The 22,062-nt window shown below is 54.4% G+C and carries 20 protein-coding genes; 17 read left to right on the top strand and 3 right to left on the bottom strand.

All coding sequences use genetic code 11. The annotated features are described in order from the left end of the window. Nucleotides 1-64 precede the first annotated feature (64 nt). The 4 genes from rpe (at nucleotide 65) to dtd (ending at nucleotide 3,245) form a co-directional block, all read left to right on the top strand. Nucleotides 65-721 carry a ribulose-phosphate 3-epimerase gene (gene rpe / locus BW950_RS02505; protein ID WP_076487709.1) on the top strand — a complete coding sequence of 219 codons (657 nt, stop codon included), beginning with the start codon at nucleotides 65-67 and terminating at the stop codon, nucleotides 719-721. An 86-nt stretch (nucleotides 722-807) separates the two neighbouring features. Then, entirely contained in the window at nucleotides 808-1,653 is an 846-nt protein-coding gene (locus BW950_RS02500) for a tetratricopeptide repeat protein (RefSeq protein WP_076487708.1), read from the top strand. A gap of 33 nt (nucleotides 1,654-1,686) precedes the next feature. Further along, entirely contained in the window at nucleotides 1,687-2,793 is a 1,107-nt protein-coding gene (locus BW950_RS02495; RefSeq protein WP_076487707.1) for a DUF8514 domain-containing protein, read from the top strand. Continuing rightward, on the top strand, nucleotides 2,793-3,245 hold the full coding sequence (gene dtd, locus BW950_RS02490) for a D-aminoacyl-tRNA deacylase (RefSeq protein ID WP_076487706.1): 453 nt from the start codon (nucleotides 2,793-2,795) through the stop codon (nucleotides 3,243-3,245). Before BW950_RS02495 ends, dtd begins: the two co-directional genes overlap by 1 nt. Before the next feature lie 88 nt (nucleotides 3,246-3,333). Here dtd and BW950_RS02485 read toward each other — a convergent pair whose 3' ends face one another. Continuing rightward, the gene (locus tag BW950_RS02485) at nucleotides 3,334-4,437 is read right to left on the bottom strand and encodes a ribose-phosphate diphosphokinase (protein WP_076487705.1); all 1,104 of its coding nucleotides are present in this window, start codon (nucleotides 4,435-4,437) and stop codon (nucleotides 3,334-3,336) included. Between the two features lie 137 nt (nucleotides 4,438-4,574). Between BW950_RS02485 and recA the strand changes: the two genes are divergently transcribed. The 13 genes from recA to mazG all read left to right on the top strand — a co-directional run bounded on the left by recA (nucleotide 4,575) and on the right by mazG (nucleotide 18,106). Continuing rightward, nucleotides 4,575-5,732 carry a recombinase RecA gene (recA, locus tag BW950_RS02480; protein ID WP_076487704.1) on the top strand — a complete coding sequence of 386 codons (1,158 nt, stop codon included), beginning with the start codon at nucleotides 4,575-4,577 and terminating at the stop codon, nucleotides 5,730-5,732. Then, a complete protein-coding gene (gene folK / locus BW950_RS02475; RefSeq protein ID WP_076487703.1) occupies nucleotides 5,719-6,228 on the top strand; it encodes a 2-amino-4-hydroxy-6-hydroxymethyldihydropteridine diphosphokinase in 510 nt (169 codons plus the stop codon). Before recA ends, folK begins: the two co-directional genes overlap by 14 nt. A gap of 81 nt (nucleotides 6,229-6,309) precedes the next feature. Further along, entirely contained in the window at nucleotides 6,310-7,164 is an 855-nt protein-coding gene (locus BW950_RS02470; protein WP_499697495.1) for a segregation and condensation protein A, read from the top strand. 33 nt (nucleotides 7,165-7,197) lie between these two features. After that, nucleotides 7,198-7,731: an SMC-Scp complex subunit ScpB gene (gene scpB, locus BW950_RS02465; RefSeq protein WP_076487702.1), complete on the top strand. Its 534-nt coding sequence runs from the start codon at nucleotides 7,198-7,200 to the stop codon at nucleotides 7,729-7,731. Then, complete coding sequence (locus BW950_RS02460) at nucleotides 7,724-8,707, top strand: pseudouridine synthase (RefSeq protein WP_076487701.1); 984 nt, start codon at nucleotides 7,724-7,726, stop codon at nucleotides 8,705-8,707. Before scpB ends, BW950_RS02460 begins: the two co-directional genes overlap by 8 nt. Continuing rightward, nucleotides 8,691-9,347, top strand: coding sequence for a (d)CMP kinase (gene cmk, locus BW950_RS15280; RefSeq protein WP_234969007.1), 657 nt, complete (start codon nucleotides 8,691-8,693; stop codon nucleotides 9,345-9,347). Before BW950_RS02460 ends, cmk begins: the two co-directional genes overlap by 17 nt. 6 nt (nucleotides 9,348-9,353) lie before the next feature. Next, nucleotides 9,354-11,066, top strand: coding sequence for a 30S ribosomal protein S1 (gene rpsA, locus BW950_RS02455; protein WP_234969006.1), 1,713 nt, complete (start codon nucleotides 9,354-9,356; stop codon nucleotides 11,064-11,066). 28 nt (nucleotides 11,067-11,094) lie between these two features. After that, complete coding sequence (locus tag BW950_RS02450; protein WP_076487700.1) at nucleotides 11,095-12,609, top strand: sigma-54-dependent Fis family transcriptional regulator; 1,515 nt, start codon at nucleotides 11,095-11,097, stop codon at nucleotides 12,607-12,609. A gap of 27 nt (nucleotides 12,610-12,636) precedes the next feature. Then, entirely contained in the window at nucleotides 12,637-13,332 is a 696-nt protein-coding gene (locus tag BW950_RS02445; RefSeq protein WP_076487699.1) for a tetratricopeptide repeat protein, read from the top strand. Nucleotides 13,333-13,364: 32 nt separating this feature from the next. Further along, nucleotides 13,365-15,785, top strand: coding sequence for an adenylate/guanylate cyclase domain-containing protein (locus BW950_RS02440; RefSeq protein ID WP_076487698.1), 2,421 nt, complete (start codon nucleotides 13,365-13,367; stop codon nucleotides 15,783-15,785). After that, entirely contained in the window at nucleotides 15,724-16,593 is an 870-nt protein-coding gene (locus BW950_RS02435; RefSeq protein WP_143559096.1) for a hypothetical protein, read from the top strand. The genes BW950_RS02440 and BW950_RS02435 overlap by 62 nt, the downstream gene beginning before the upstream one ends. A gap of 93 nt (nucleotides 16,594-16,686) precedes the next feature. Next, nucleotides 16,687-16,980: a hypothetical protein gene (locus BW950_RS02430; RefSeq protein WP_083943654.1), complete on the top strand. Its 294-nt coding sequence runs from the start codon at nucleotides 16,687-16,689 to the stop codon at nucleotides 16,978-16,980. Between the two features lie 226 nt (nucleotides 16,981-17,206). Beyond that, nucleotides 17,207-18,106: a nucleoside triphosphate pyrophosphohydrolase gene (gene mazG / locus BW950_RS02425; RefSeq protein WP_083943653.1), complete on the top strand. Its 900-nt coding sequence runs from the start codon at nucleotides 17,207-17,209 to the stop codon at nucleotides 18,104-18,106. 12 nt (nucleotides 18,107-18,118) lie between these two features. Here the strand turns inward: mazG and BW950_RS02420 are convergent, their stop codons facing one another. Both BW950_RS02420 and rodA read right to left on the bottom strand, forming a co-directional pair. Next, nucleotides 18,119-20,653 (bottom strand): TIGR03936 family radical SAM-associated protein, encoded by a 2,535-nt coding sequence (locus tag BW950_RS02420; protein WP_076487696.1) that lies wholly within the window; start codon nucleotides 20,651-20,653, stop codon nucleotides 18,119-18,121. 67 nt (nucleotides 20,654-20,720) lie between these two features. After that, nucleotides 20,721-22,007 carry a rod shape-determining protein RodA gene (gene rodA / locus BW950_RS02415; protein WP_234969005.1) on the bottom strand — a complete coding sequence of 429 codons (1,287 nt, stop codon included), beginning with the start codon at nucleotides 22,005-22,007 and terminating at the stop codon, nucleotides 20,721-20,723. Between the last annotated feature and the right edge of the window lie 55 nt (nucleotides 22,008-22,062).

The following is a 22,062-nucleotide window of genomic DNA, read 5'->3' as shown; positions in this document are numbered from 1 at the left end:
CCAGGGCTTCTTTTTGCCCCGCTTGTATTTGCGAAGAACCGCAATATAAGATAGTATAACGGGAATGAATAATTCTGTCATTACAGCACCGTCTATACTCGCTGCGGATTTCGCGGACGTGGCAGGCGGGCTTCGTCGTATCGAAGATGCTTGCGCTCAGTGGATTCACATGGATGTAATGGATGGGGATTTTGTTCCAAATATCAGCTTTGGCCCCAAGATGGTTCAGGATACCCGAGCCCGCACCTCCCTGCCTCTGGATGTTCATCTCATGGTGAACCAGCCTGAACGGTATATTGCCGAGTTCATAGCTGCCGGAGCCGATTATCTCACGGTACATCTGGAGTCAACCGTCCATGTCCATCGGGTTATCCAGTCAATCCGTCAGGATGGGGCTCGGCCTGGCCTGGCCATTGTGCCGTCGACTCCTGTCCGGGCTACGGAGGAACTCCTGGATGATATCGATCTGCTCCTGATCATGACTGTCAATCCCGGTTTCGGAGGACAGGCCCTCATCCCCCGGGGAATCGAAAAAGTAGCTCAGGCAGCACAGATCCGGAGTGACCGGGGCCTGTCGTTCAAAATCTCTGTCGATGGCGGGGTAAACCGTGAAACCGCGCGAGCCCTGAGAGAGGCCGGGGCAGACGTCCTGGTGTCGGGGTCTGCTTTTTTCAATTCCCCTGATCCTGCCCAGTATCTCAGGGATCTTTCCGGAAGGTAGGAGGGCGAGAGGGCCGGTCAACTTCTTCGGCCCTGCTAAACCTGTGCAAAGAAGGAGCCGAAGATAAAGACGGGAGAACGATCACGATGAAACAGTCAGTACGCCCCCTCTTTTCCGCTGCTCTCCTGTTTTTTATGATAGCGGCACCCCTCTTTTCTCTTTCTCCGGCGGAGGAAGCTTTCCAGGATGGCCTGGAGGCCTTTCGGAACAGTCGTTTCTCTCTGGCAGAGCGTCATTTTCAGGAGATCCTGAAGGCAACTGATGATGAGGACCTGGAAGCGAGTGCTCATTTCTGGATCGCCAAAACAACCATGGCCAAGCACCAGCTGGAGGAGGCTGAACGACATCTGGAGCATTTTCTGCAACATTATCCCCGTCATGCCATGGCAGCGGAAGCACGGTACCAGCAGGGAAGGCTTCTTTTTTTGCAAGACCACTTCGATGAGGCTATTCAGGCTCTGGGGCGCTTCATGGACCGCCACCCTGATTCTCCCTTTGTCGCAAATGCGGTATATTGGACGGGAGAAGCGTTATTTAATCTGGGGCGCCTTGACGAAGCTCGCCGCATCTTTCAGACCGTGCTTCGGGATCACCCCAGAAGCTTCCGTGTGGAGGCAGCCCGCTACCGGATCGCCGTGATCGAACTGACCTTCCGGGAGCACGAATTGCTGGAGCTGCTTCGGTGGAGTCATGAGGAGTATCTGCGTGCAGTGGATGAGTTTCAACGACAGGAGTCTGCGTACCGTGACGCCCTGGCATCGTACCGACGGCGCCTGCAAAACGCAGCGGATGCCGATCTTCAGGAGGAGTTGCTTCGCCTTAACACCGATATCCAGGTGCTCCAGGAGACCCTTCGCAGTCGTGATGCCCGAATTCGTCGCTTGGAAGAGCAGCTTACTACGTTGCGCTCCGAGACTGCCCGGCCCCGCTAAAGGAGTGGTAGCGGCGTTTCCCGGGAGGGCTTCGTGAAGCGCTCTACCAAAAATCTCGATGTTGCACAACGTCTGTATCGCCGGCGTCGCTATGCCCAGGTGATTACGTTGCTGGAGTCGCAGGTCTTTCTGTACCGGAATAACTACCGCTACTACTATCTCCTGGGCATGAGCTGTCTGTATACCGGTGATTACGCAGGAGCCTTCTCGTACGTGCAGCGGGCACTCGATATAGAGGAAGATCCCGAAGGCCTCCTTGGACTTGGAGCGATCCTTCTTCGCCGGCGACAAACGGACCAGGCCTTGCGGACCTATCTGGACTTGATCGACCTCGACCCCCATAACCGCCGGGGGCAACGGGCCCTCCAGTGGCTGCGAACCATGGAAGACCCCGATGATGTCCTTCAATGGTTTGAAGATCGCCGGATACAGAAGATTCTGCCCCGTCGGCCCATAGCGCTGCCAGCAGCTTTTTTCCCGGTTCTGCTTGCAACTGCCCTGGCTGTTCTGGTAGCAGCAGCCTTTTCTCAGGGAATACCCCAGCAGTTTTTTGCTGCTCCCGAGCCTCGAGCCGGATCTGAGCTGGTGCGTATTTCGGGACACGCCCCGGATCAACTCATTGATATCTCGGCCAGCGAGGCCCGATTTGATCTTACGCCACAGGAAGTGGAGGCGCTTTTTCGGCGGGTAGGGGATCTCTTCCAAAAAGGGCGCGATAACCTGGTGAGAAAAGAATTGAACCGCATTGCAGCGTCCAACGCAGCTCCCGGAATAAAAGCCCGGGCAGCAACGATTCGGGACTATCTGCAAAGACCGGATTTTTCTACCTTTCAGGACGGCTTCTCGTATACCGAGGCAGCCCGGGATCCTCGATTGCACGACCAGGTCTACGTTCGCTGGCAGGGCCGGGTTGCAAACCTTCATATTGGGGAGTCTCTCATCACCTTCGACCTCCTGGTGGGATACCACACGGGCCAGGTCCTGGAGGGAATAGTTCCGGTCTCTCTGGATTTTGCAGTGCTCCTGGAAAACAACGCCGCCGTGGAAATGATCGCGCTTCTCTCGGTCAAGCCTGATGGATCCTTTCACGCCCAGGCCTCATCAATCAGGATCCTCTCTCCCCGGGAGACCGCGTCCTGATGCGGGCCTTGCTTCAACGGGTCTCTCGGGCCTCGGTATCTTCCGGCGGGATCGTCACAGGAGAAATAAACCAGGGTTTGCTGGTTCTGTTGGGTGTCGCCTCGTCCGATACGGATCAAGAACTTCGCTACACGGCAGAAAAAATTCTGCACCTTCGAATCTTCGATGATGACCAGGGAAAGATGAACCGCTCTGTTCTTGACGTGGGAGGATCTATTCTGCTGGTTTCCCAATTTACGCTGTACGGATCAATCAAGAAAGGGCGGCGGCCAGGATTTCACGAGGCAGCTGAGCCGATCCGGGCAGAAACTCTCTATCAGGAGATTAGAAGCCAGCTTTCCCGGTTCGTTCCCGTTGAAACAGGGGCCTTTGGTCAAGTCATGGAGGTGGAGCTTGTCAACGATGGCCCCGTGACGATCATGATCGACAGCGCCGAGAAGTTCTCTGCCTGATCACGCCGTCTTCCACGAAGGGTAATCGCACACCGCCGGGTATCTCGACGCCCCGTTACTTCAAGACAGGAACAATCTCCGGGAGGACCTAGAGAAAAAGCTTCAGGTTCGAGAGGTAGTGTCTGGGATCAAAGGTATCGAAAAAGGGAGAAAGTGATTGCTCTTCGTGAAGATGCATGATGATTTCTGCACTCAAACGCGCCGATGAAACCACTTCAAGAAAGGGCATCGCTCCCTGCATCTCGACAGGCACATCAACAGAATCGGTGACAACCACTCGATCCAGCATGCCTCGATCATGCAAATCCTGGAGCCGCTCTGTGGCGGGATCCGAAAATACCGGGTGGACCACGGCAATATTGACAGTTTGTACGCCCCGGTGCTTCAGTTCCTGCACCAGGTTGAAAATACTTCCGCCGGTATCGATCATATCATCCACAATCCAGACCTCTTTCCCCTCAATGGGGGTATCGGTGAGGATGTTGATCGATTCAACGCTGTTGGTCTTGTCGTAGTTCCTCTGCTTGTGGGCTATCATCAGACGCGTTCCAAAGGCCCGGGCAAACTTGCGCGCCACGCTCTCGCCACCCGCATCGACAGAGCAAAAAAGCCAGTCATCCTTGACCGTTCCGTTAAGGACATCCATCTTCCGAATATAGTTATCGGTGATATACTCTTTCAGGAGAGGGCTGCCGGGAACGTCGTCAATCGCGCAGATGCAGGGATCCACCACGGTTTTTGATTTATCCGAGTGGAGCTGGTAGGTGATGATATGATCCACCCCAAGGCTGGCCAGCGTCTTGTAGTGTATCCAGAAGCCAACACTGTTCCTCCGGGTAGTCCGGTCGGAGCGGGAGCTGGTGCAGAAGGGTTCAAAGAGGGTGATTCTGCTGGGCTGAGCCCGGCGAATCGCGTCGATGGCGTGGTACATCTCCATCTTGTTCTGTTCAACTGAATAGCCACCGGAATTTCGCCCTGCCGAGGCAAAGAGCACCACATCCTTTCCGCGAATAGAGGTATGTACCTCTACCTCCATCTCTCCGTCAGCAAACGTGATCGTCCGAAGCTCACCTCGGACTCTCTTACTGTATCCTTTTCCGTAGAAGTCCGGAAACGTTTGCATCTCGTAAGCAACCCGGTCAGCGTAATCTTCCATACTACGCGTCGCGAAAATGACAAGTTCTCCCCGCATTGCTTAGGTATACTACGTTTCATCGGGGAAGGTCAAAACGTTCTTGCTTTCATCGCTGCGAAAAAAGCGATATACTCCTCGGGACGGTACTCATATATAGATAATCAGCTCTCAGGAGCACGCGAAACGAGGAAGATATGGCTGCACAGAAACCAACCGATTCGGAAAAAACCACTGCAATTGAGGCGGCCCGGCTACAGATCGAGAAACAATTCGGAAAAGGATCGATCATGAAGCTGGGAGAGAACAGGACACCCGCAGGAATAGCAACAATTCCCAGTGGATCCATCATTCTTGACGAGGCCCTTGGTCTGGGCGGGTATCCCCGCGGAAGAATTCTTGAGATCTATGGTCCGGAGTCATCGGGCAAGACCACCCTGGCCTTGCACGCAATCGCCGAAGCCCAGAAAAAGGGTGGGGTTGCCGCCTTCATTGACGCAGAACACGCCCTGGACCCAATCTATGCAAAGAACCTGGGCGTCGACACAGAGTCACTGTGGGTTTCCCAGCCCGATAACGGCGAACAGGCTCTGGAAATAGCCGAGGCTCTGGTCCGTAGCAAGGCTGTTGATATCATTGTGGTCGATTCGGTGGCAGCTCTCACGCCCAAAGCCGAGATCGAAGGAGACATGGGGGACAGCCATGTGGGACTTCAGGCGCGCCTCATGAGTCAGGCCTTGCGCAAGCTCACAGGGATCATCTCCAAATCCTCAACGGTGCTTATCTTTATCAACCAGATACGGATGAAGATCGGCGTTATGTTCGGAAACCCAGAAACCACTACCGGTGGCAACGCCCTGAAGTTTTACAGCTCCCTTCGCCTGGAGGTCCGCAGAATCGAGACAATCAGCAAGGGATCCGATGATGCCATTGGAAACCGGGTTCGCGTAAAGGTGGTAAAGAATAAAGTGGCGCCGCCTTTCCGGAAGGTGGAAATGGAGATAATCTTCGGGAAAGGCATCTCTGCAACGGCGAGCCTTCTCGACGCGGCCCTGAAATATGATCTGGTCCAGAAGAGTGGATCCTGGTATTCCTATGGAGACGACCGGATCGGCCAGGGTCGGGAGAATGCAAAACAGTTTCTCGATGACAACCCCGATATTGCTGAAGGGCTCGAGAAACAACTGCGGTCCATCATGTTTCCAGATACCTCGGCCTCGACCGAGACCGATTCAGCCCTTTCCTCGCAGGAGGATGGCTCTGTAGTTGCCGAAGCCCCGCCACAGGAAAAACCTGCGACCAAAAGCAGGAAAAGCGCAGCAAAAACGGACGATTCTTCGGATGAACTGTTCTGATTCCAGAGATGATTCCAGGGTAACGGGGTGGCTTGTCCTTTTGGGATTGGGAGCAAACACGCCGGGTCCGTGGGGAGGGCCCGAAGAAACGCTGGCTTGGGCCGTGTCCAAGCTGACCGGTCTCCTCAGGGAGGTCTCCTGCTCATCGGTCCATTATACCGCTCCGCTCCATTACAGCGACCAGCCTCATTATTTCAATCAGGTTCTTCGGGGGGTCAGCAGAATTGGTCCCCACGGGTTGCTTTACACCCTCCGCGACCTGGAAAAACAGGCGGGCCGGTGTCGGATCGGGGTGCAGCGTTTCGGGCCGCGCTCTCTCGATCTGGACATTCTTACCTTTGGCGACTACACCATTTCATCCGCCGATCTCCAGGTGCCACACCCGCGTATGCATGAGCGACGCTTTGTCCTTGAACCGCTTCGGGAAGTGGCTCCTCGCGCCCGAGATCCTCGGAACGGCGCCCCCTGGGCTTCCTATCTTCCCAAGGCAAGCTGAACAGCTGAACAAAGAGGCCTCGCCATATTGCATGGCGAGGGGGTGATTCGCGGCAGATTTCAGGAAAATTCTTTCTCTCGCATGAATAACCTCAACAAAGGTCTGGACCCTCTCGAGAGAGGGCCGTATACTGGGTCATCCATGGATCAAGACGAGTCGCAAACCACGGCCCACACTGTTCAGCTGGATCAGTTCGAGGGCCCGTTGGACCTCCTCATATTTCTGATACGAAAAAACGAGGTAAACATTTACGATATCCCGATTTCGCGGATCACCGAGCAGTATCTGGAGTACCTGAAGTATGCAACTCGGGTTGATCTGGAGAATGCGACAGATTTTTATGTGATGGCAGCAACCTTGTTGTACATAAAATCGCGCATGCTTCTACCGGTCTCGGAGACATCGGATGACGAAGAGATGGAGGATCCCCGCCAGGAACTGGTGGCCAAACTGATCGAGTACCAGCGCTTCCGGAAGCTGAGCGATCTCATGGGAGATCGGGAAGAAGAACTGGAATACACTCTGGAGAGGAAAAGCTCCCAAAACACTCTTCCCTTTGGAGAAGATGAGCCCCTCTGGGAGCAGCTTGACGTATGGGATCTGCTTAAAACCTTTTCCAAACTTATGAACAACCTGAGCGCCGATCACCTTGTGAGCCTTCACGAGGAAGTAACGGTGAACGAAAAGCTGACCTTGATCGACGAGCTCCTCGAGAGGCGGGGCGAGTTTTCCTTTACCGATCTGATCGGAACGACGAACTCCGTAATGGATATGGTTTGTGCTTTTATTGCGATCCTGGAATCAGCCCGACAACGAACGATCAGGATCTTGCAAAATAAAATGTTCGGCGACATTAAAATAGTCGCGGGGGTGCCACTCCAGGATTCTTCCCTCGAAGCGGAAAGCGATTGGGAAGATGAACATCCTGATGGTTAGGTCCGAGATCTGGTTCTGAGGTGTAGTGTGGATATGGAATCTGAAAAAGCCCTTATCGAAGCAATATTATTCCTTGAGGGAGATCCGATCGATGTGAAAACGATCGTGAAAATTTCAGGGCTTTCCCGTGAACAGGTGGAGCAGGTGGTGGAAATGATTCGCGAGGATTACACCGCCGATGATCGAGGCATGGAGTTGATTTCCATTGATGGAGCGCTCCAATTGGTGCCAAAGCGGGAATTATGGCCCCGATTGCGTGAACGCTTCGGGAAAAAGCGGGAAAATCGGCTCTCCCGGGCAGCCATGGAAACGCTTTCGATAATTGCTTATTCCCAGCCGATTACCCGGGGAGAAATAGAAACGCTGCGAGGAGTGGCTGCCGACACAATGATCCGGCAGCTTCTCGATCGCGGCCTTATCAAGGAAACGGGGCGAAAGGATGCTCCGGGACGTCCTGCCCAGTACGGCACGACACGACATTTTTTACAGCATTTTAATTTAGAGAGTATCGCGGATCTCCCGCGGCTCGATGAGATCGAACAGGAGCGATTTAGTCTCAATGGATAAGGCAGGACACAACACACGGCGTCTCACAATAGAGGCGATGCGGATCAATAGATATCTCGCTCTGGCAAACCAGGGTTCAAGGCGTTCCTGCGAAGACCTGATTCGCGCAGGCAGGGTTCAGGTGGATGGCGAAACGACAACAGATCTCTCCTGTCGGGTGGGGTCTGATTCAGTGGTGCGCGTGGACGGAAAGATCGTCTATCCCGATAAACAGACCATTGTCTACGCCTTGAACAAACCCGTGAGGGTTCTTTCAAGCGAAGCCGATCCACAAGGCCGGCCTCTGGCGATTGATTATGTACGCCCTCTCTATTCAGGGCATCTCTTCTCGATCGGCAGGCTGGATTTTCTCTCAAGTGGTCTACTTTTGTTTACAAACGACGGAGATCTGGCCCAGCGCCTCATGCGCCCCGAGGCAGGGATCGACCGGGTCTACACCGTCGAGACTGCTGCTCCCGTGCCCGACGAGATGCTGGAACAGTTCACCCGGGGAGTGGTGGTCGAGGGGATCCGGTACCGGTGCCGGGAATATCGCCGCCATGCCGCGCGTCGGGTCTCGGTCATTCTCCAGGAAGGAAAAAACCGGGAAATTCGCCGGGTTTTTGCGCATTTTCGTATAAAAGTCCACCGGATTTACCGGGTTCGCTACTGCTCGGTATCCCTGGGCTCGCTTCCTGAGGGAGAAGCTCGTCCCCTGACCGACGAGGAAGTCCGGCGTCTTCAGGTTCTTGCGAACAGGAAGGCCCAGCGGCAGAAACCGAAGCCTCAGGAGAAGCATCTCTCTCCAGAGAAACCATCACGAATGAAAACCGCCCGACAAGTAATTGTGCGGAGAAAAAAGATCGTTCACAAATCCTCATCGCCCGGGTCTGCACCCCGTTCGTCCGGCAGAAAGTCGTCCCGTACGGGCACTCCTTCCCAAGGCGGAAAAACCAGATACCGCAGAAAGGATGCTTCCCATGGTAGTCGCGATTGATGGCCCCGCCGGGACGGGTAAAAGCAGCGTCAGCCAAATGGTCGCCCGGTCGGCGGGATTTTTTCACCTTAACTCGGGGAAGTTCTACCGTGCGATCACCTGGAAAGCCCAGGAGCTCCAGTGCGAACTGTCCGACGAGGAGAGTGTCCTTGCCGTAGCCAGAAATATTTCCATTGTTCTGGAAGGCGATGCCTTTCTCCTCGACGGACACCTTCGGGATGAGGAGCTCCATACTCCCCGGGTCGATCAGGCTGTTGCGCCCGTCTCGGCCTTTCCCTCGGTTCGCCAGGAGGTAAACCTGCGCCTTAAGGAGATCGCCGGTACGCGGGATCTGGTCGTGGAGGGCCGTGACATGAGCACCGTGGTGTTCCCCGATGCCGAGGTGAAGGTTTTTCTCGACGCCGATCCGGCAGAGCGCGCCCGGCGGCGCTACGAACAGAACGGTCGACAGGGCGACCTGGAAGAACTTGAAAAGGCAATACGGGAACGAGATGCGATTGATCGGGCGAAAGAGACCGGCCGGCTTGCGCAGGCGCCCGATGCGGTTTACCTCGATACCACGCACTTGACCCTACGTCAAGTTTGTGACAGAGTTGTTGCCATTATTTACGACAAAACTAATCACGGCAGGAGTAACTAGGCAATCATGGCAGATAAGGAAGCACAATTCGCTGACTCCTCTTCGGCGGAGGCCCAGTCCCAAGAGATGCAAATGCAGTTCCTGGATGCACTGGACGCGCTGGAAGAGGGGCAACTCGTCGAAGGCACGGTCATTCAGATCAGTGGCGACGAGGTGTTCGTTGACATCGGGTACAAGGCCGAAGGCCGCATCCCCATGGAGGAATTCGAGACCGTACCCGACGTTGGCGGCACGGTGGAAGTTGTGCTTCTGCGGAAGGACATCCGGAACGGTGGCGTTGCGGTTTCGAAGAGAAAAGCCGATGAAAAACGGTTCTGGAAAGATCTGAAACAGGCCTTCGAGGAACGAATTCCTGTTTCAGGGAAAGTTGTTCGGTCGATCAAGGGGGGCTTCGAGGTTCGCCTTCAAGGGAACGTTCGAGGGTTCAACCCGATTTCCAAGATCGATATCCGGCGCGTCGACGATCCGGAAGAATACGTCGGCGTTGAAGACAATTTCTTCGTAGAGCGGATCTACAGCGACAACCGCGTCAACATCGTCCTCTCCCGCAGAGCATGGCTTGAACAGGAGACAGAGAAGAATCGAAACCACTTCTTCGAAACCGTAACAATCGGCGACGAAGTGGAGGGTGTCGTCAAGAGCTTTACCTCTTTCGGTGCCTTTATCGATCTGGGCGGGTTTGACGGCTTGTTGCACATCAACGACATGAGCTGGGGTCACGTGACGCGGCCCAAGGATTATGTCAAGAAGGGCGACTCGATCCGGCTCAAAGTCATCAAGATGGATCCCGACGAGCGGAAGATCAACCTGAGTTTGCGGCATATGACGCCCGATCCTTGGGAAACCTTCGAGGACCGTTATTGGGTCGATCAGGTGGTAAGTGGTAACGTCACCAAACTCACGGACTTCGGGGCCTTCATCGAGTTGGAAGAGGGCATCGAAGGCCTCGTCCACATCTCCGAAATGTCCTGGGTTCAGCGAATCAACCACCCCAAGGAAATCCTCCAGCCCGGCCAGGAAGTAGAGACCAAGATTCTCGATTACGACATTCAGTCGGGACGGGTATCGCTGGGACTCAAACAGGTTCTGGCAAATCCCTGGGACGATATCGATGCCCGGTATCCCGAGGGAATGCGCATCACCTCGGTGGTGAAAAAGATCACGGCCACCGGAGCGTTCCTTGAACTGGAGCCCGGTATCGATGCGTTTCTTCATGTCGATGACTTGAGCTGGACAAAGCGCTACAAAAATCCTGGTGCAGCAATTCAGGAAGGCCAGGAGCTTGAAGTGGTGGTGATCCTCTCGGATCCTGAAAACCAGAACATCCGGGTTGGTCTCAAACAGCTTGAGGATGATCCCTGGAATCAGCTTCGTGAGGCCTTTCCGCCACGCAGCATCATCGATGGAGAGATCACAAACATCACCGAGTTCGGAATTTTCGTCCGTGTCCAGGGTGGTGTCGAGGGTCTGATCAACAAGATGAACGTGGCCGATCCCCGACAGTTGAGCTACGAGGAAGCCGCCGAAAACTACAAAGTGGGCGATAGCGTCCGTTGTGTGGTCACAGAGGTTAATCCCTCCCGGCAGCGTCTCTCCCTCTCAATCCGGGAACTGCACCGTCAGGAACAGCGTCAGGAGCTGGAGAAATACATCCACGACGATGACGAAAACGCAACGGTGACACTTGGCGACATGCTGAAAGAGAAAAAGGACAACTGACCAGACGCAGCCTGGTCGACGAAGTGACATGAAACTGGCGCAGGTCGATCTCGAACGGTTTCAAACGCTCATAGAGATCAACGCCCTGATCAATTCGGATTTTTCCGATCTCAGGGCGGTGCTCAAGAGGATTGTCGAGTCTGCAACCAGGCTGACTGAAGGGGAGGCGTCGTCGCTTCTCCTGGTCAACTCCCAAAACAACCGACTCTATTTTGAAGTTGCCCTGGGTTCCAAAGGAGCCCAGGTGCAAAAATTTTCCCTGGAGATCGGCGAGGGCATTGCCGGATGGGTTGCCCAGCACAACAGGTCGCTCATTGTGAACGATACCGGCGACGATCCGCGTCATCGCCGGGATATCGCCCAGCAAATCGGCTACACCACCAACAGCATTCTGGCTGTTCCCATGCGCATTAAAGATCAGTGCGTCGGGGTGATCGAGATCCTCAATAAAAAAGGAAACAAACTCTTTGATCAGGACGACCTGGAGTGGCTGGAAATTTTTGCAAACCAGGCAGCCATGGCTGTTCAGAACGCCCGAACGTTCCAGAAAGTCCGGGATCAGGTTGACGTCCTGCGGGATCAGGTGAATACCGATCAGGGATACCACACGCTGGTCTGGAAAAGCCCGGAGATGGACGAACAACTAAGCCTGGTCGATCGAATCGCGCCTACTGACAGCACCGTTCTTATCCTGGGCGAAAGTGGCGTGGGGAAAGAGCTTATCGCCGAGCAGATTCATCTGCGATCGCAGCGGGCACAGCAACCGTTTATCCGGGTAAACTGCGCAGCCTTGCCGCCCACACTCCTGGAAAGCGAACTCTTTGGTCACGTCAAAGGAGCTTTCACCGACGCCGTATCGGACCGGCGGGGGCGCTTCGAAGTAGCTGACAAGGGAACGATCTTTCTCGATGAGATAGGCGACCTGCCATTGCTGCTTCAGGCAAAGATGCTTCGGGTTATCCAGGAAAAGACCTTTGAGCCTCTGGGCTCCAGCGAATCGATAACGGTTAATGTCCGAATCATTACCGCCACAAACAAGAAGATAGAGCAACTCGTCGAGTCAGGAGAGTTCCGCAGCGACCTCTACTACCGGCTGAACGTGCTGCCCCTCACCATTCCCCCCTTGCGGCAGCGTCGGGAAGATATTATCGAACTGGCCTATTTTTTTCTCCGTCGTTTTGTTCTGGAGACCAACAAAAGGATCAGTGGCTTTACCGATGAAGCCCTGGAGGCGTTGATCTCCTACGACTGGCCGGGAAACGTTCGCGAGTTGGAGAATGCGGTGGAGCGAGCCGTGGTGATCTGTCAGCAGGAAACAATTTATCCCGATGACCTTCTGCTGCGGGGCCACGACACCGCCGAACCCTCAAGATACCAGGGAAAGGGCCTCAAAACGGGGCTTACTCTTTTCAAGAAGCAGTTCATCCGGGCAGCACTGGAGCGAAACAGCTGGAACCATACCGCTACTGCCCAGGAACTGGGCATTCAGCGCTCCTATCTTTCGAAGCTCGTAAAAGATCTCGATCTGAAACGAAAAAACTGAATCAACTCATGAGGAGATACCCCGCCTATGGCAGATGACAAAAAAACGAATCGTGAAAAAGCTTCACTGTCCGAGACATTGAAGGTCTATCTTGGCTCTCACCGGAAACTGATCTTTGGTATTACCCTTGGCCTGATAGTTCTGGTTTTCGGTTCTGTGGTGGCCTACCAGATCCATCACAACCGGCAGGAGCAAGCCACACGCCAGGCAGAGGAGATCACCGAAGCGTGGATTTCCTGGCAGCAAGAGCGTGACGATCAGGCAGAAAGGGAAATCCGCGAAGCTATCGAAGCTGTTCGCTCGAGCTATCCCCGGAGCTACGGGGCGCTACGGGCCCTGCACGTATTGATGCTCATGGAGTGGGAGTTGGAACAGTTCTCGGAAGCGCGAAAAACGGGGCTCATGCTGGCTGATGGATTCCCCCGGAGTCATTTGGCAGGAGCTGCCCTGGCTTCGGCTGCCGCCGCCGCCGAGGAAGAGGGGGATCTCGAAGAGGCAAAAGCAATACTTCTTCGAATCGCCCGGGGAGAAGGAGCTCCCTCGGCAGAAACGGCCAGGGCGCTCTTCAATCTGGGACGCCTCTCGGAGGAGCTCAAAACCTACGATGATGCGCTGGATTTTTATAACCAGCTTGCCGGAGAACACCCCGAAAGCAATTGGACAAAACTTGCCAAGAACCGTATAATCTGGCTCACGAGTCAGGGAGGCTCTTCGAATACCTGACGGGTAGGTGGAGCGGCCCGAGAGGAGTTTTTATGGCGACAAAACGGGCCGCTTCAACACGTTTCCCCTTTTTTTGGGTTCCTATCGCCGCAGGTGTGATAGGACTCATCCTTCTTCTTCAGGCCACCACCACTGTTCTTGACCGTCTTGAACTGCGAGTCCAGGATGGCCATTTCGCCTTGAGGCAGGTCTTCCGGAGCGAGCGTGTTCAGGAAGGGGTGAGTCTGGTCGAACATAACCCCCATATTTCACCGGATATTCTTCTGGTGGGTATTGATCCCTCCACATTGGCCCGTTTTGGGAGATGGCCTTTCCCGCGGGGCCGTCATGCCGATCTGATTGACTCCTTCACCCGTGTTTCCAATCCTGATAATCGTGAGCGAGCCCTCTTTCTGGACTTGTTTTTTATTGAACCCAGCGAGAGTGCAGTGGACGATGCGTTGCTGCTTCGCTCGATCCAGAATAATGACCGGGTCTTTCTCGAAACGATCGTTGAGCGATCAGCTCCGCTTCAGGAGCATTATCAGGAGTATTTTGCCCGTCACGAGGCGCTCTTCCAGGCAGCGGGAAGGATCAAGAATGTCCAGGGAGACTGGAGCAGGATGCCATCCTTTTTTGGTATCCAGGCGCCGCTTCAACCCTACGCCCGGGCGGTGCGGGGCTACGGCCACGCGAATATCTGGGATGATCACGATGGAATCCTCCGTCGGCAACCAATGATTGCCCGCGTATCGGAACGGCTTGAGAGCTACCGATTTGATACGCTTCTGGAAGATTATGGCAGTCTCTCCCTTAACCCGGATGCCTTTGAACGCCTCATCTGGTTCGATCGTTCAGGGAACGATCACGATGTGGCCTTGCCCCTCTCGGAAGAGCGCCTGCGAGCGCTCCTGCACCGTCTGGACGCCGAAGCACCCCGGCTGCCGATTGACACAACCGGTGACGGCGATCTTGACGGTTACACCTTTCTGCTTCACCACCATCAGGAGCAGTTTATCCCTGCCATTACGCTGTCCCTGGCGCTGGAATATTTCAACAAATCTCTGGATGATATCCAGGTCCGCCTGGGAGAATCTATCGTTATCCCTGCGCCCCAGTCGTTCAACTCCCGGGAGGGAGTCTGGGAGCCCTACCGTATACAAACCCGGCCTCCCGTGATCGATGAAAACGGCCAGGAAATACAGGAGGCGCGGTACCGTCCTGTTGAAGAGATCGCCATCCCCATCGACGAAGATGGTGCCATGCGAATCAACTACATGGGACGTCGTTCCAGCCCCGCCCGGGACGGCTATCAGACCTTTCCCGTGCGGCCCTATCACGGATACGCCGGGCGCATCCCCGATCCTGATCCCCAGAGCTGGCCTGCAACACGGGCTGTGGAAAACAAGATTGTCATGGTGGGAGCTTTTGCCCAGGGCATGGCCGATGACGAAAAGATGACTCCCTACGGACTTATGTATGGTGTCGAAGTCCACGCAAACGCTCTGAATACCATTCTGATGGATCGTTTCATCTATCATCTCCCGGGGTGGGGGAATACTCTGATTCTGGCAGGAGGGGGCCTTCTTGTGGCGCTTCTGGCGGCATGGTTCTCCACTATCTGGGCCATGGCAGGGACCCTGGTGCTTCTCGTGGTTTTCTTCTTTTCCACAACGATCGCCTTTGATCTCAACTCGGTGGTGATTGCCTTTGCTGCGCCGGCCCTGACCATGGCGCTGTGCTTCGTATCAGTGGTGGTCTATCGCGTAACCCGGGAAGAACGGGACAAACGGCGCATTCGCGATGTCTTTGGCAAGTATGTCAGTCCGGCCGTGGTCTCCGAAATTCTCCAAAGCCCTCCCGAACTGGGAGGCGTGGACAAGGAGTTAACAGTTTTCTTCAGTGACATCCGGGGGTTTACGACTCTCTCGGAATCCCTTTCTCCTCAGGAACTGGTAAATCATTTGAACCTCTATCTGACCGCCATGACTGATACGATTCTTGCCTACCAGGGGACGCTGGATAAATATGTGGGCGATGAAATCATGTGTTTCTGGGGCGCCCCGCTTCCCCAGGAAGACCATGCCCTCCTGGCCTGCAAGTCAGCGCTCAAGCAGCTTCAGGTGCTCGATCAGATGAACAGCGAATGGCCTCCAGAGAAAAGAATAAATATCGGAATCGGGATAAACTCTGGCATTATGACGGTAGGAAACATGGGAAGCCTGGGGCGCATGAATTACACCCTGATGGGTGATAACGTAAACTTGGGGGCGCGCCTGGAGGGAACCAACAAGGAGTATGCCACGCGGGTCATAATAAGCGAGCACACCTACGGACTGGTCCGGGACAAAATAATTGCCCGGGAGCTTGACAATATCCGTGTAAAAGGGAAAAACAAGCCCGTGGTGATCTATGAGCTCATTGATGTTCCTGAAGGGCTTGATCCCGGGAGCGTGGTCTCTGGACGATCCTGATTCGCGGGGAACCCGATCGCCCGCGGGTTCCGGCCTTTCCGCCGCCACCGTGGCAGCGGTTCTCCTGGTGTGGCTGGGGGCAGGGTGGTTTGGTTCCTGCGGCCTGCCAACCACGGAGTATCTCGCGCCGCCCCGGGCTCCGGGAGCTGATTCGCCCGGAACTGACGGGACTATACTTTTTTTTAGTCATGATACCGATAATAACAATAATTTCTTTTTAGGCTACGATATCTGGTACAAACTCTATAACGAGTCAACGGGCACTATTGATTCCGACGAGGACTTTATAGAGCGCACGCCCAGACCTCCGGGGACGACCAGGCTCTCCCAGCGGGGATTTCGCCGGGCTGTGGCCTTGCGGCCCGGGAAAACCTACGACGATGACGCGGCCCACATAACGAAAGGTGATGTGAGCGGGAATTCCCGCTTCTATCTGGACCTGAGAGACCCCGATTTACGGGGTAATCAGGAGGGAGCTCTGGAACGGGAGACAGAGATCGAATTGCGTGGTGGCGATAGCGAGGGCCTGCTCGTGGCGAGGCTGCGGCGTCGTCATGTGCTGCGCCCCCAGGAGCTGGGGGGCGATATTACCGATCACGATACAGGTGCAGCGGGTTTCTGGAACGCTTCGCGTTACGCCGCCAGCGACCACGACGTGGGACAGGCCGTTGCCCAGACAGGAAACGCCGGGGACACGCTTTATCTCGTTATCTATGTAATCGCCCGGGGCAGGGATGCAAACTTTCAGCCCTTTTTCAGCGAGCCCCTGCGCATGGTCGACTACGGCGAGATTAAGCCAAAGGATTGACCAGGGATTGATCCGGATCAGGTATCCCCGGGATATCTGAAGAAGCCCACCAGAAACTTCCCATTTTTTCGCTTCTGTGGTACTAATGACTGCGTGACAACAGTAATTCTTGCCGTTGGACTCAGCTATGTTGTTATTGCTCTTGCTATAGCAATGGTCTATGTCTACGGCTTCAAACGACGGTTCGCAGGAAACTTCTGGGGCGCCCTGGTGGTAGCCATCATCGGCACCTTTGCAGGGGGCCTTGTGGATTATCTCTTCTCTGATATTATCCGGCACCTCAGCTCGGTCAACGGGATTCTGAATATTTTCCCTCCCATCATCGCGGCTACGATGGTTCTTTCTCTCTTTGCCTTCCTGAGCGAGAGAAAAGATCATTATGACTGAATTATCACCCGGATTTTTCTCCGGGGGGTGCTTTTGGGAGAAGATAAGGCGCCACAATGAAAATTTACGCACCAAAACAACTTCGTATAATGAATATTCTGTCTACTTGATTGTGATTGATGGTGAGGTAGTTGTTGCATCGAGGGTCTCGGGGCTGGTTTTGAAACCCCGGGGTGTTGGGTAATATGGATATGGCTGTACGTTAAAATAAAGGGAGCAAATCAGGATGAAGGAAAAATCAAGGAACACCACCGCAGATCTCCCTCTGGACCCTCAGACAGAGGAATGGATTGATCATGATGAAGGCCTTCTGTTCTCCCGGTACGCAGCGATTATCCGTCGCCTGCGGGCTCCCGATGGCTGCCCCTGGGACAGAGAGCAAACACTCCAAAGCTTGCGACGCTTTATTGTAGAAGAATCCTTTGAGGTGCTGGCAGCGATCAACGATGCCCTGGTCGATCAGGAAACTCCTGAATCACTCGAATTAGTGAGCGAAGAACTGGGCGATGTAATTTTGGTAACCATGCTTATGGCCGATGCCCTACACCGCCAGGGAGGACCCTCGTTCAGGGAGATCCTCCTGGAAAACGGAGCAAAACTTCTCCGCCGTCACCCCCACATTTTTGGCGCCGATGACGCTTCCGATGCCGCCCAGGTGGCCCTCCTTTGGAATAAAATAAAGGTTGAAGAGGAAAAGAAATCAGCCTGCGCCCTTGAAGTAAGCCCGGGCCTGCCTCCTCTGGAACGATCCTGGGAGATTCAGAAAAAAGCTGCCTCTGTGGGGTTTGATTGGGATAACCCTGCTCCGGTTATTGCAAAGATCCGGGAAGAGATCCTGGAGCTGGAAGAGGCTCTTGAGAAGGCTTCTGCGAAGGGATCTTCCTTCCGGGACAATTTGTCCATAGAATCCGAGGTGGGAGATCTCCTTTTTTCCGTTGTAAACCTTGCCCGGAAAACAAAGACCGACCCCTCGGTTGCTCTGGCTGGAACAAACGAGCGATTTCTTGCCCGCTTTTCCTGGATAAAGGAGCGCCTGTCCCGGGAGAATCGTTCCATGGAAGATTGCGACCTGGAGACACTTGATCTCCTCTGGGAAGAAGCAAAGAAAGAGAGCCCGCCCGAGTAACGCCCCTTGCACTCAGCGAGGTTCGGCATAATTCTCTTCGCGGCTTCGGTACCAGTCAAACAACGCTTCTCCCTGGGGGGCCAGAGATGCCAATCGACGCCCCCTGATGATTCCTCTCCCGCCACATTCCTTGAGGAGACGCCCGAAACCAGGAGCTTCCCTGGGCAATAAAACCTCTGCCTTCAGCGGCTCCTGGCCTCTGATAACCCCTCCTTCTCTTGCACAGCCCTCCAGGAATTGTTCCAGAACAGCCTGGCTGCTCCGGCTTTCAACCCAGACCAGAAAGAGCGCTGCATTATAGAGCTGCATGGGGGCAGGAATTCGCGACTCATTCTGAACGTGCCGGAGAGTAAGCGCTTTCAGGATTTTCAAACCCTCCGGGAGAAGCGATGAATCAAAGAGCCGATCAGAAAATTCCTCAAGTTGTACATTTTTTTGTAAATTGACCACCCCTATCTCGTCGAGGCTCTCGATTCCGATAGGAAGTGGTTGCCCAAAACTCATCTTTGGTTTGGGGTGATGCCCCAGAGAAAGTTCCACCGGAAGACCCAGGCGGTACCATAAGCGCTCGAACGTGCGAACCACCGCGAGGTGAGGCAGGAAAGCCGCGCTTCCTTGCTTGGTGTAAGCCAGGAGGAGTTGATGGCTACGCCCCTGCTCAGGGTCTGTTTTCGGAGCAATTGCCACGGCCTGTGCTTTTGGGGTTTCAGTATCTGGAACAGACACTGCTGCTGGTTCGGTTTCGGGCGATGCCAAATGAGCCACCTTTGTGTCGGTCCTGCAGACACCGCAGCGATCCTGGCAATCCGGGAGACACCGTTCTGTCAGGGTTGCCTTCCGCGCCCGCAAATGCTCCTTTTTGAGCCAGCCCGAAGAAATCCCCAGGTCGATCCTGTTCCAGGGGAGGGATTCATCAAGGGAAAAAGCCTGAACACCTCGATCGCTTCCGGGGACCTGAGAAACACACTCTTTCCAGATATCAAGACGCAAATAATCAGTCCACGCATCCAGGCGAGCCCCCTGGTTATGGGCGCTTTCGATCACCTCCCCTACCCGATCATCGCCTCTGGCAAGCACCCCCTCAAGCCAGGACATCCAGGGATCGTGCGCTTTCAGCTTGGTTCCCCGGGGCAGACCTGAACGAATTTCACGAAAAAGTTTTATCCCTTCTTCTGGATCGAGCTGGGCTTCCCATTGAAAGGGTGTGTGGGGTTTTGGAACAAAGGTTCCTACATTCACAATGTATTCCATCGGGACGGCCCTGCGTAGCTGGCAGACGTACTCTACGATCCCCTGGGCTTCCCGGGCTGGATCCGGACCAGGCAGGCCAATCATGAAATAGAGTTTTGCCCGTCTCCAACCCCTGGCTCGTGCCTCCCGGGCAATAGAAATAATTTTCTCCAGGGGGACCCGTTTGTTTGTCCAGGTCTGATGCTCCTCACCAGCACTCTCTACGGCAAAGGTAAGCCCGGCTCTACGGACAGTGCTCAGTTGCTCGAGAATAGGTAAGGTAAAAGAATCCACCCTGAGCGAAGGAAGTTGCAAACTTACCCCTAACCCCCTGTATCGGGAGTTCAGTGCGCCCATCATTTCCTGGAGAGGGCCATAATCCCCACTGCTGAGCGACGAAAGAGATATCTCCCGGTACCCCAGGGTATGAACAAGCCAATCAGCCTCACGGAGAATCTGCTCTATGCCTTTCATCCGATAGGGTCGGTAATAGACCCCGGCATGGCAAAATCGGCACCCCTGCGGACAGCCCCGCATAATCTCGACAACGCCGTGATCCTGCACAACAGGAATCGACGGCACGGGAAAACCCGCACCGAAAGCAGGAGGTGGTGTCACCGGTTTTGCAGAGAACGATCCTTCCTGAAGGGAAAATCCTCTCCAGAGAGCTCTCCTGGTGCCAGTTGTTTTCCCGGAGAACCAGACTGATTCTTCGCTCTGGAGGACATGGAGCAGATCATCTCGCGAGGCCCCGCTGCTTTTCAGGGTTGCCAGTTTTTCTGCTAACTCGATGAACCCCTCTTCGGCTTCCCCGATAAAAGCTCCTTCAATAAACCGCCCGTAAGGAGCAGGGTTGGTTGCGCCAGGCCCGCCAATCACAACCAGGGGGTTTCCCGCCCCCCGATTATGGTGGTGTAACGGAATATGACCCGACTTCAGAAGAGTCAGCAAATTCGTCGCCAAAAGCTCGTAGGAGAAGGAGACTGCCACCATATCACAGGAATTCAGGGGGCATCCCGTTTCCAGCGTGTAGAGAGGAATTTGACGCCGCTCAAGGGCAACCTCAAAATCGGGAGCGGGCACAAAAACACGCTCGCAGGATACCTGGGGGATTTGATTCAGAAGACCGTAGAGGATTTTGATAGCCGTATTGGACATGCCAATTTCATAAAGATCCGGAAAAGCCAGGGCGATCCGAAAGGGAGCGTCGGGTTTTTTTATGGAGCCAAACTCGCCTCCTATATATCGCCCAGGCTGTTCTGCCTCATTGAGCTCACGAAACAGATCCTGCTGGGGTTGTATTCTTCCGGCTCTCACCCTGACCTCCTGCCTCCGGATATGTGTCCTGGAGAGCTTCCTGAATTTATAAAATGAAAATTAACCATCAATACTGGTAGCGGTGTTGATAGACACTCATAACGATACCCAGGCCGATCAGAGCTGTCCAGAGTGAGGATCCGCCAAAGGAGAGCAAAAGCAGGGGGAGTCCGGTAACTGGCATGAGACCAATCGTCATACCGATGTTTACCAGAAAATGAAAAACCATCATCGCTACAATACCAGCCACAACAAGCGAAGAGAACCGATCGCGCGCCGAGACCATGACATAGAGGGACCGTATGACGATCACTACGAAGAGGAGAAAAACCACCGCAGCCCCGATGAACCCCCACTCCTCGGCAAGAATCGAAAAGATGAAATCTGTGCTCTGGGCTGGCAAATATTGATAGTGACTTTGGGTTCCTCTGAGAAAGCCTTTTCCGAAGAGCCCTCCCGACCCGACCGCCGTTATAGACTGAATAATATTCCATCCCGCTCCCTGGGGATCCACATAGGGGTTAACAAACACCACCAGGCGCATGATTTGATAATCTCGTAAAACCGTCCTGGCAAGATAGGAAATCGGGATCGATCCCATCACAAGAGAAAGGCTATAGTTTATCCAGAAGAACACCCTTTGTCGCGTTACATACAGGCCGATACTGCTTGCCAAAAGTGCGGCGAAGACTCCTCCCAGAAGGTAACGCATGAATCGGGTCTCGGTGAGGATGAGAATCGCCGCTGTGGGCCGTTCCATCACGTGTTGCACCCAGAACGGAACGACTGTAAAGAATCCTGCCAGACAAAAGAAAGCGGTTACATAACCCAGATGCATCAGTTTTGCGCCACTGAAAAAGGCAATCACCAGAAAGATTGGAAGGTACACCAGAGATGTCCCCAGATCAGGCTGCAGAAGCACCAGGAAGCTGGGCAGACTCGTCCAGAAAAGCCCTGTCAGGAAGGTTTGCACTCGTCGAACCTCTTTTTTCCGGTCCCCAAAGTACCGGGCCAAAAAAAGAATGAGAGCCAGTTTGGCAAACTCCGAAGGCTGTACCCCTGCTTGCCATACGCCGATCCAGCGTCGCGCCCCGCCAACCACACGACCAAAAAGAAGGGTTGCCATAAGCAGAAATAAAACCACGAAAAAATATGTGGGGGCCAGGCGATGATGCAGGCGATAATCAACAAAGGTAACGAGGAACATCAGAATCAACCCGGATACCGCCCAGAGGATCTGACGAAGGTACTCCCTGTTGGCAATCTCCCCTGTGGCCGTCACCCCGCTGGAGAAAACGAAGAGGATACCGATCACCAGAAGCAAGAGGGTAGCCACCACAATATATACATCCATTTCAAATATTGAGCGCGAACGCATCAGGCGACCTTCCTATTCAGATATGCCATCA

This window comes from Alkalispirochaeta americana (assembly GCF_900156105.1).
GTDB lineage: Bacteria > Spirochaetota > Spirochaetia > DSM-27196 > Alkalispirochaetaceae > Alkalispirochaeta > Alkalispirochaeta americana.
The sequence above is the reverse complement of the archived record's forward strand: the minus strand, read 5'-3'. Positions and strand labels throughout refer to the sequence as shown.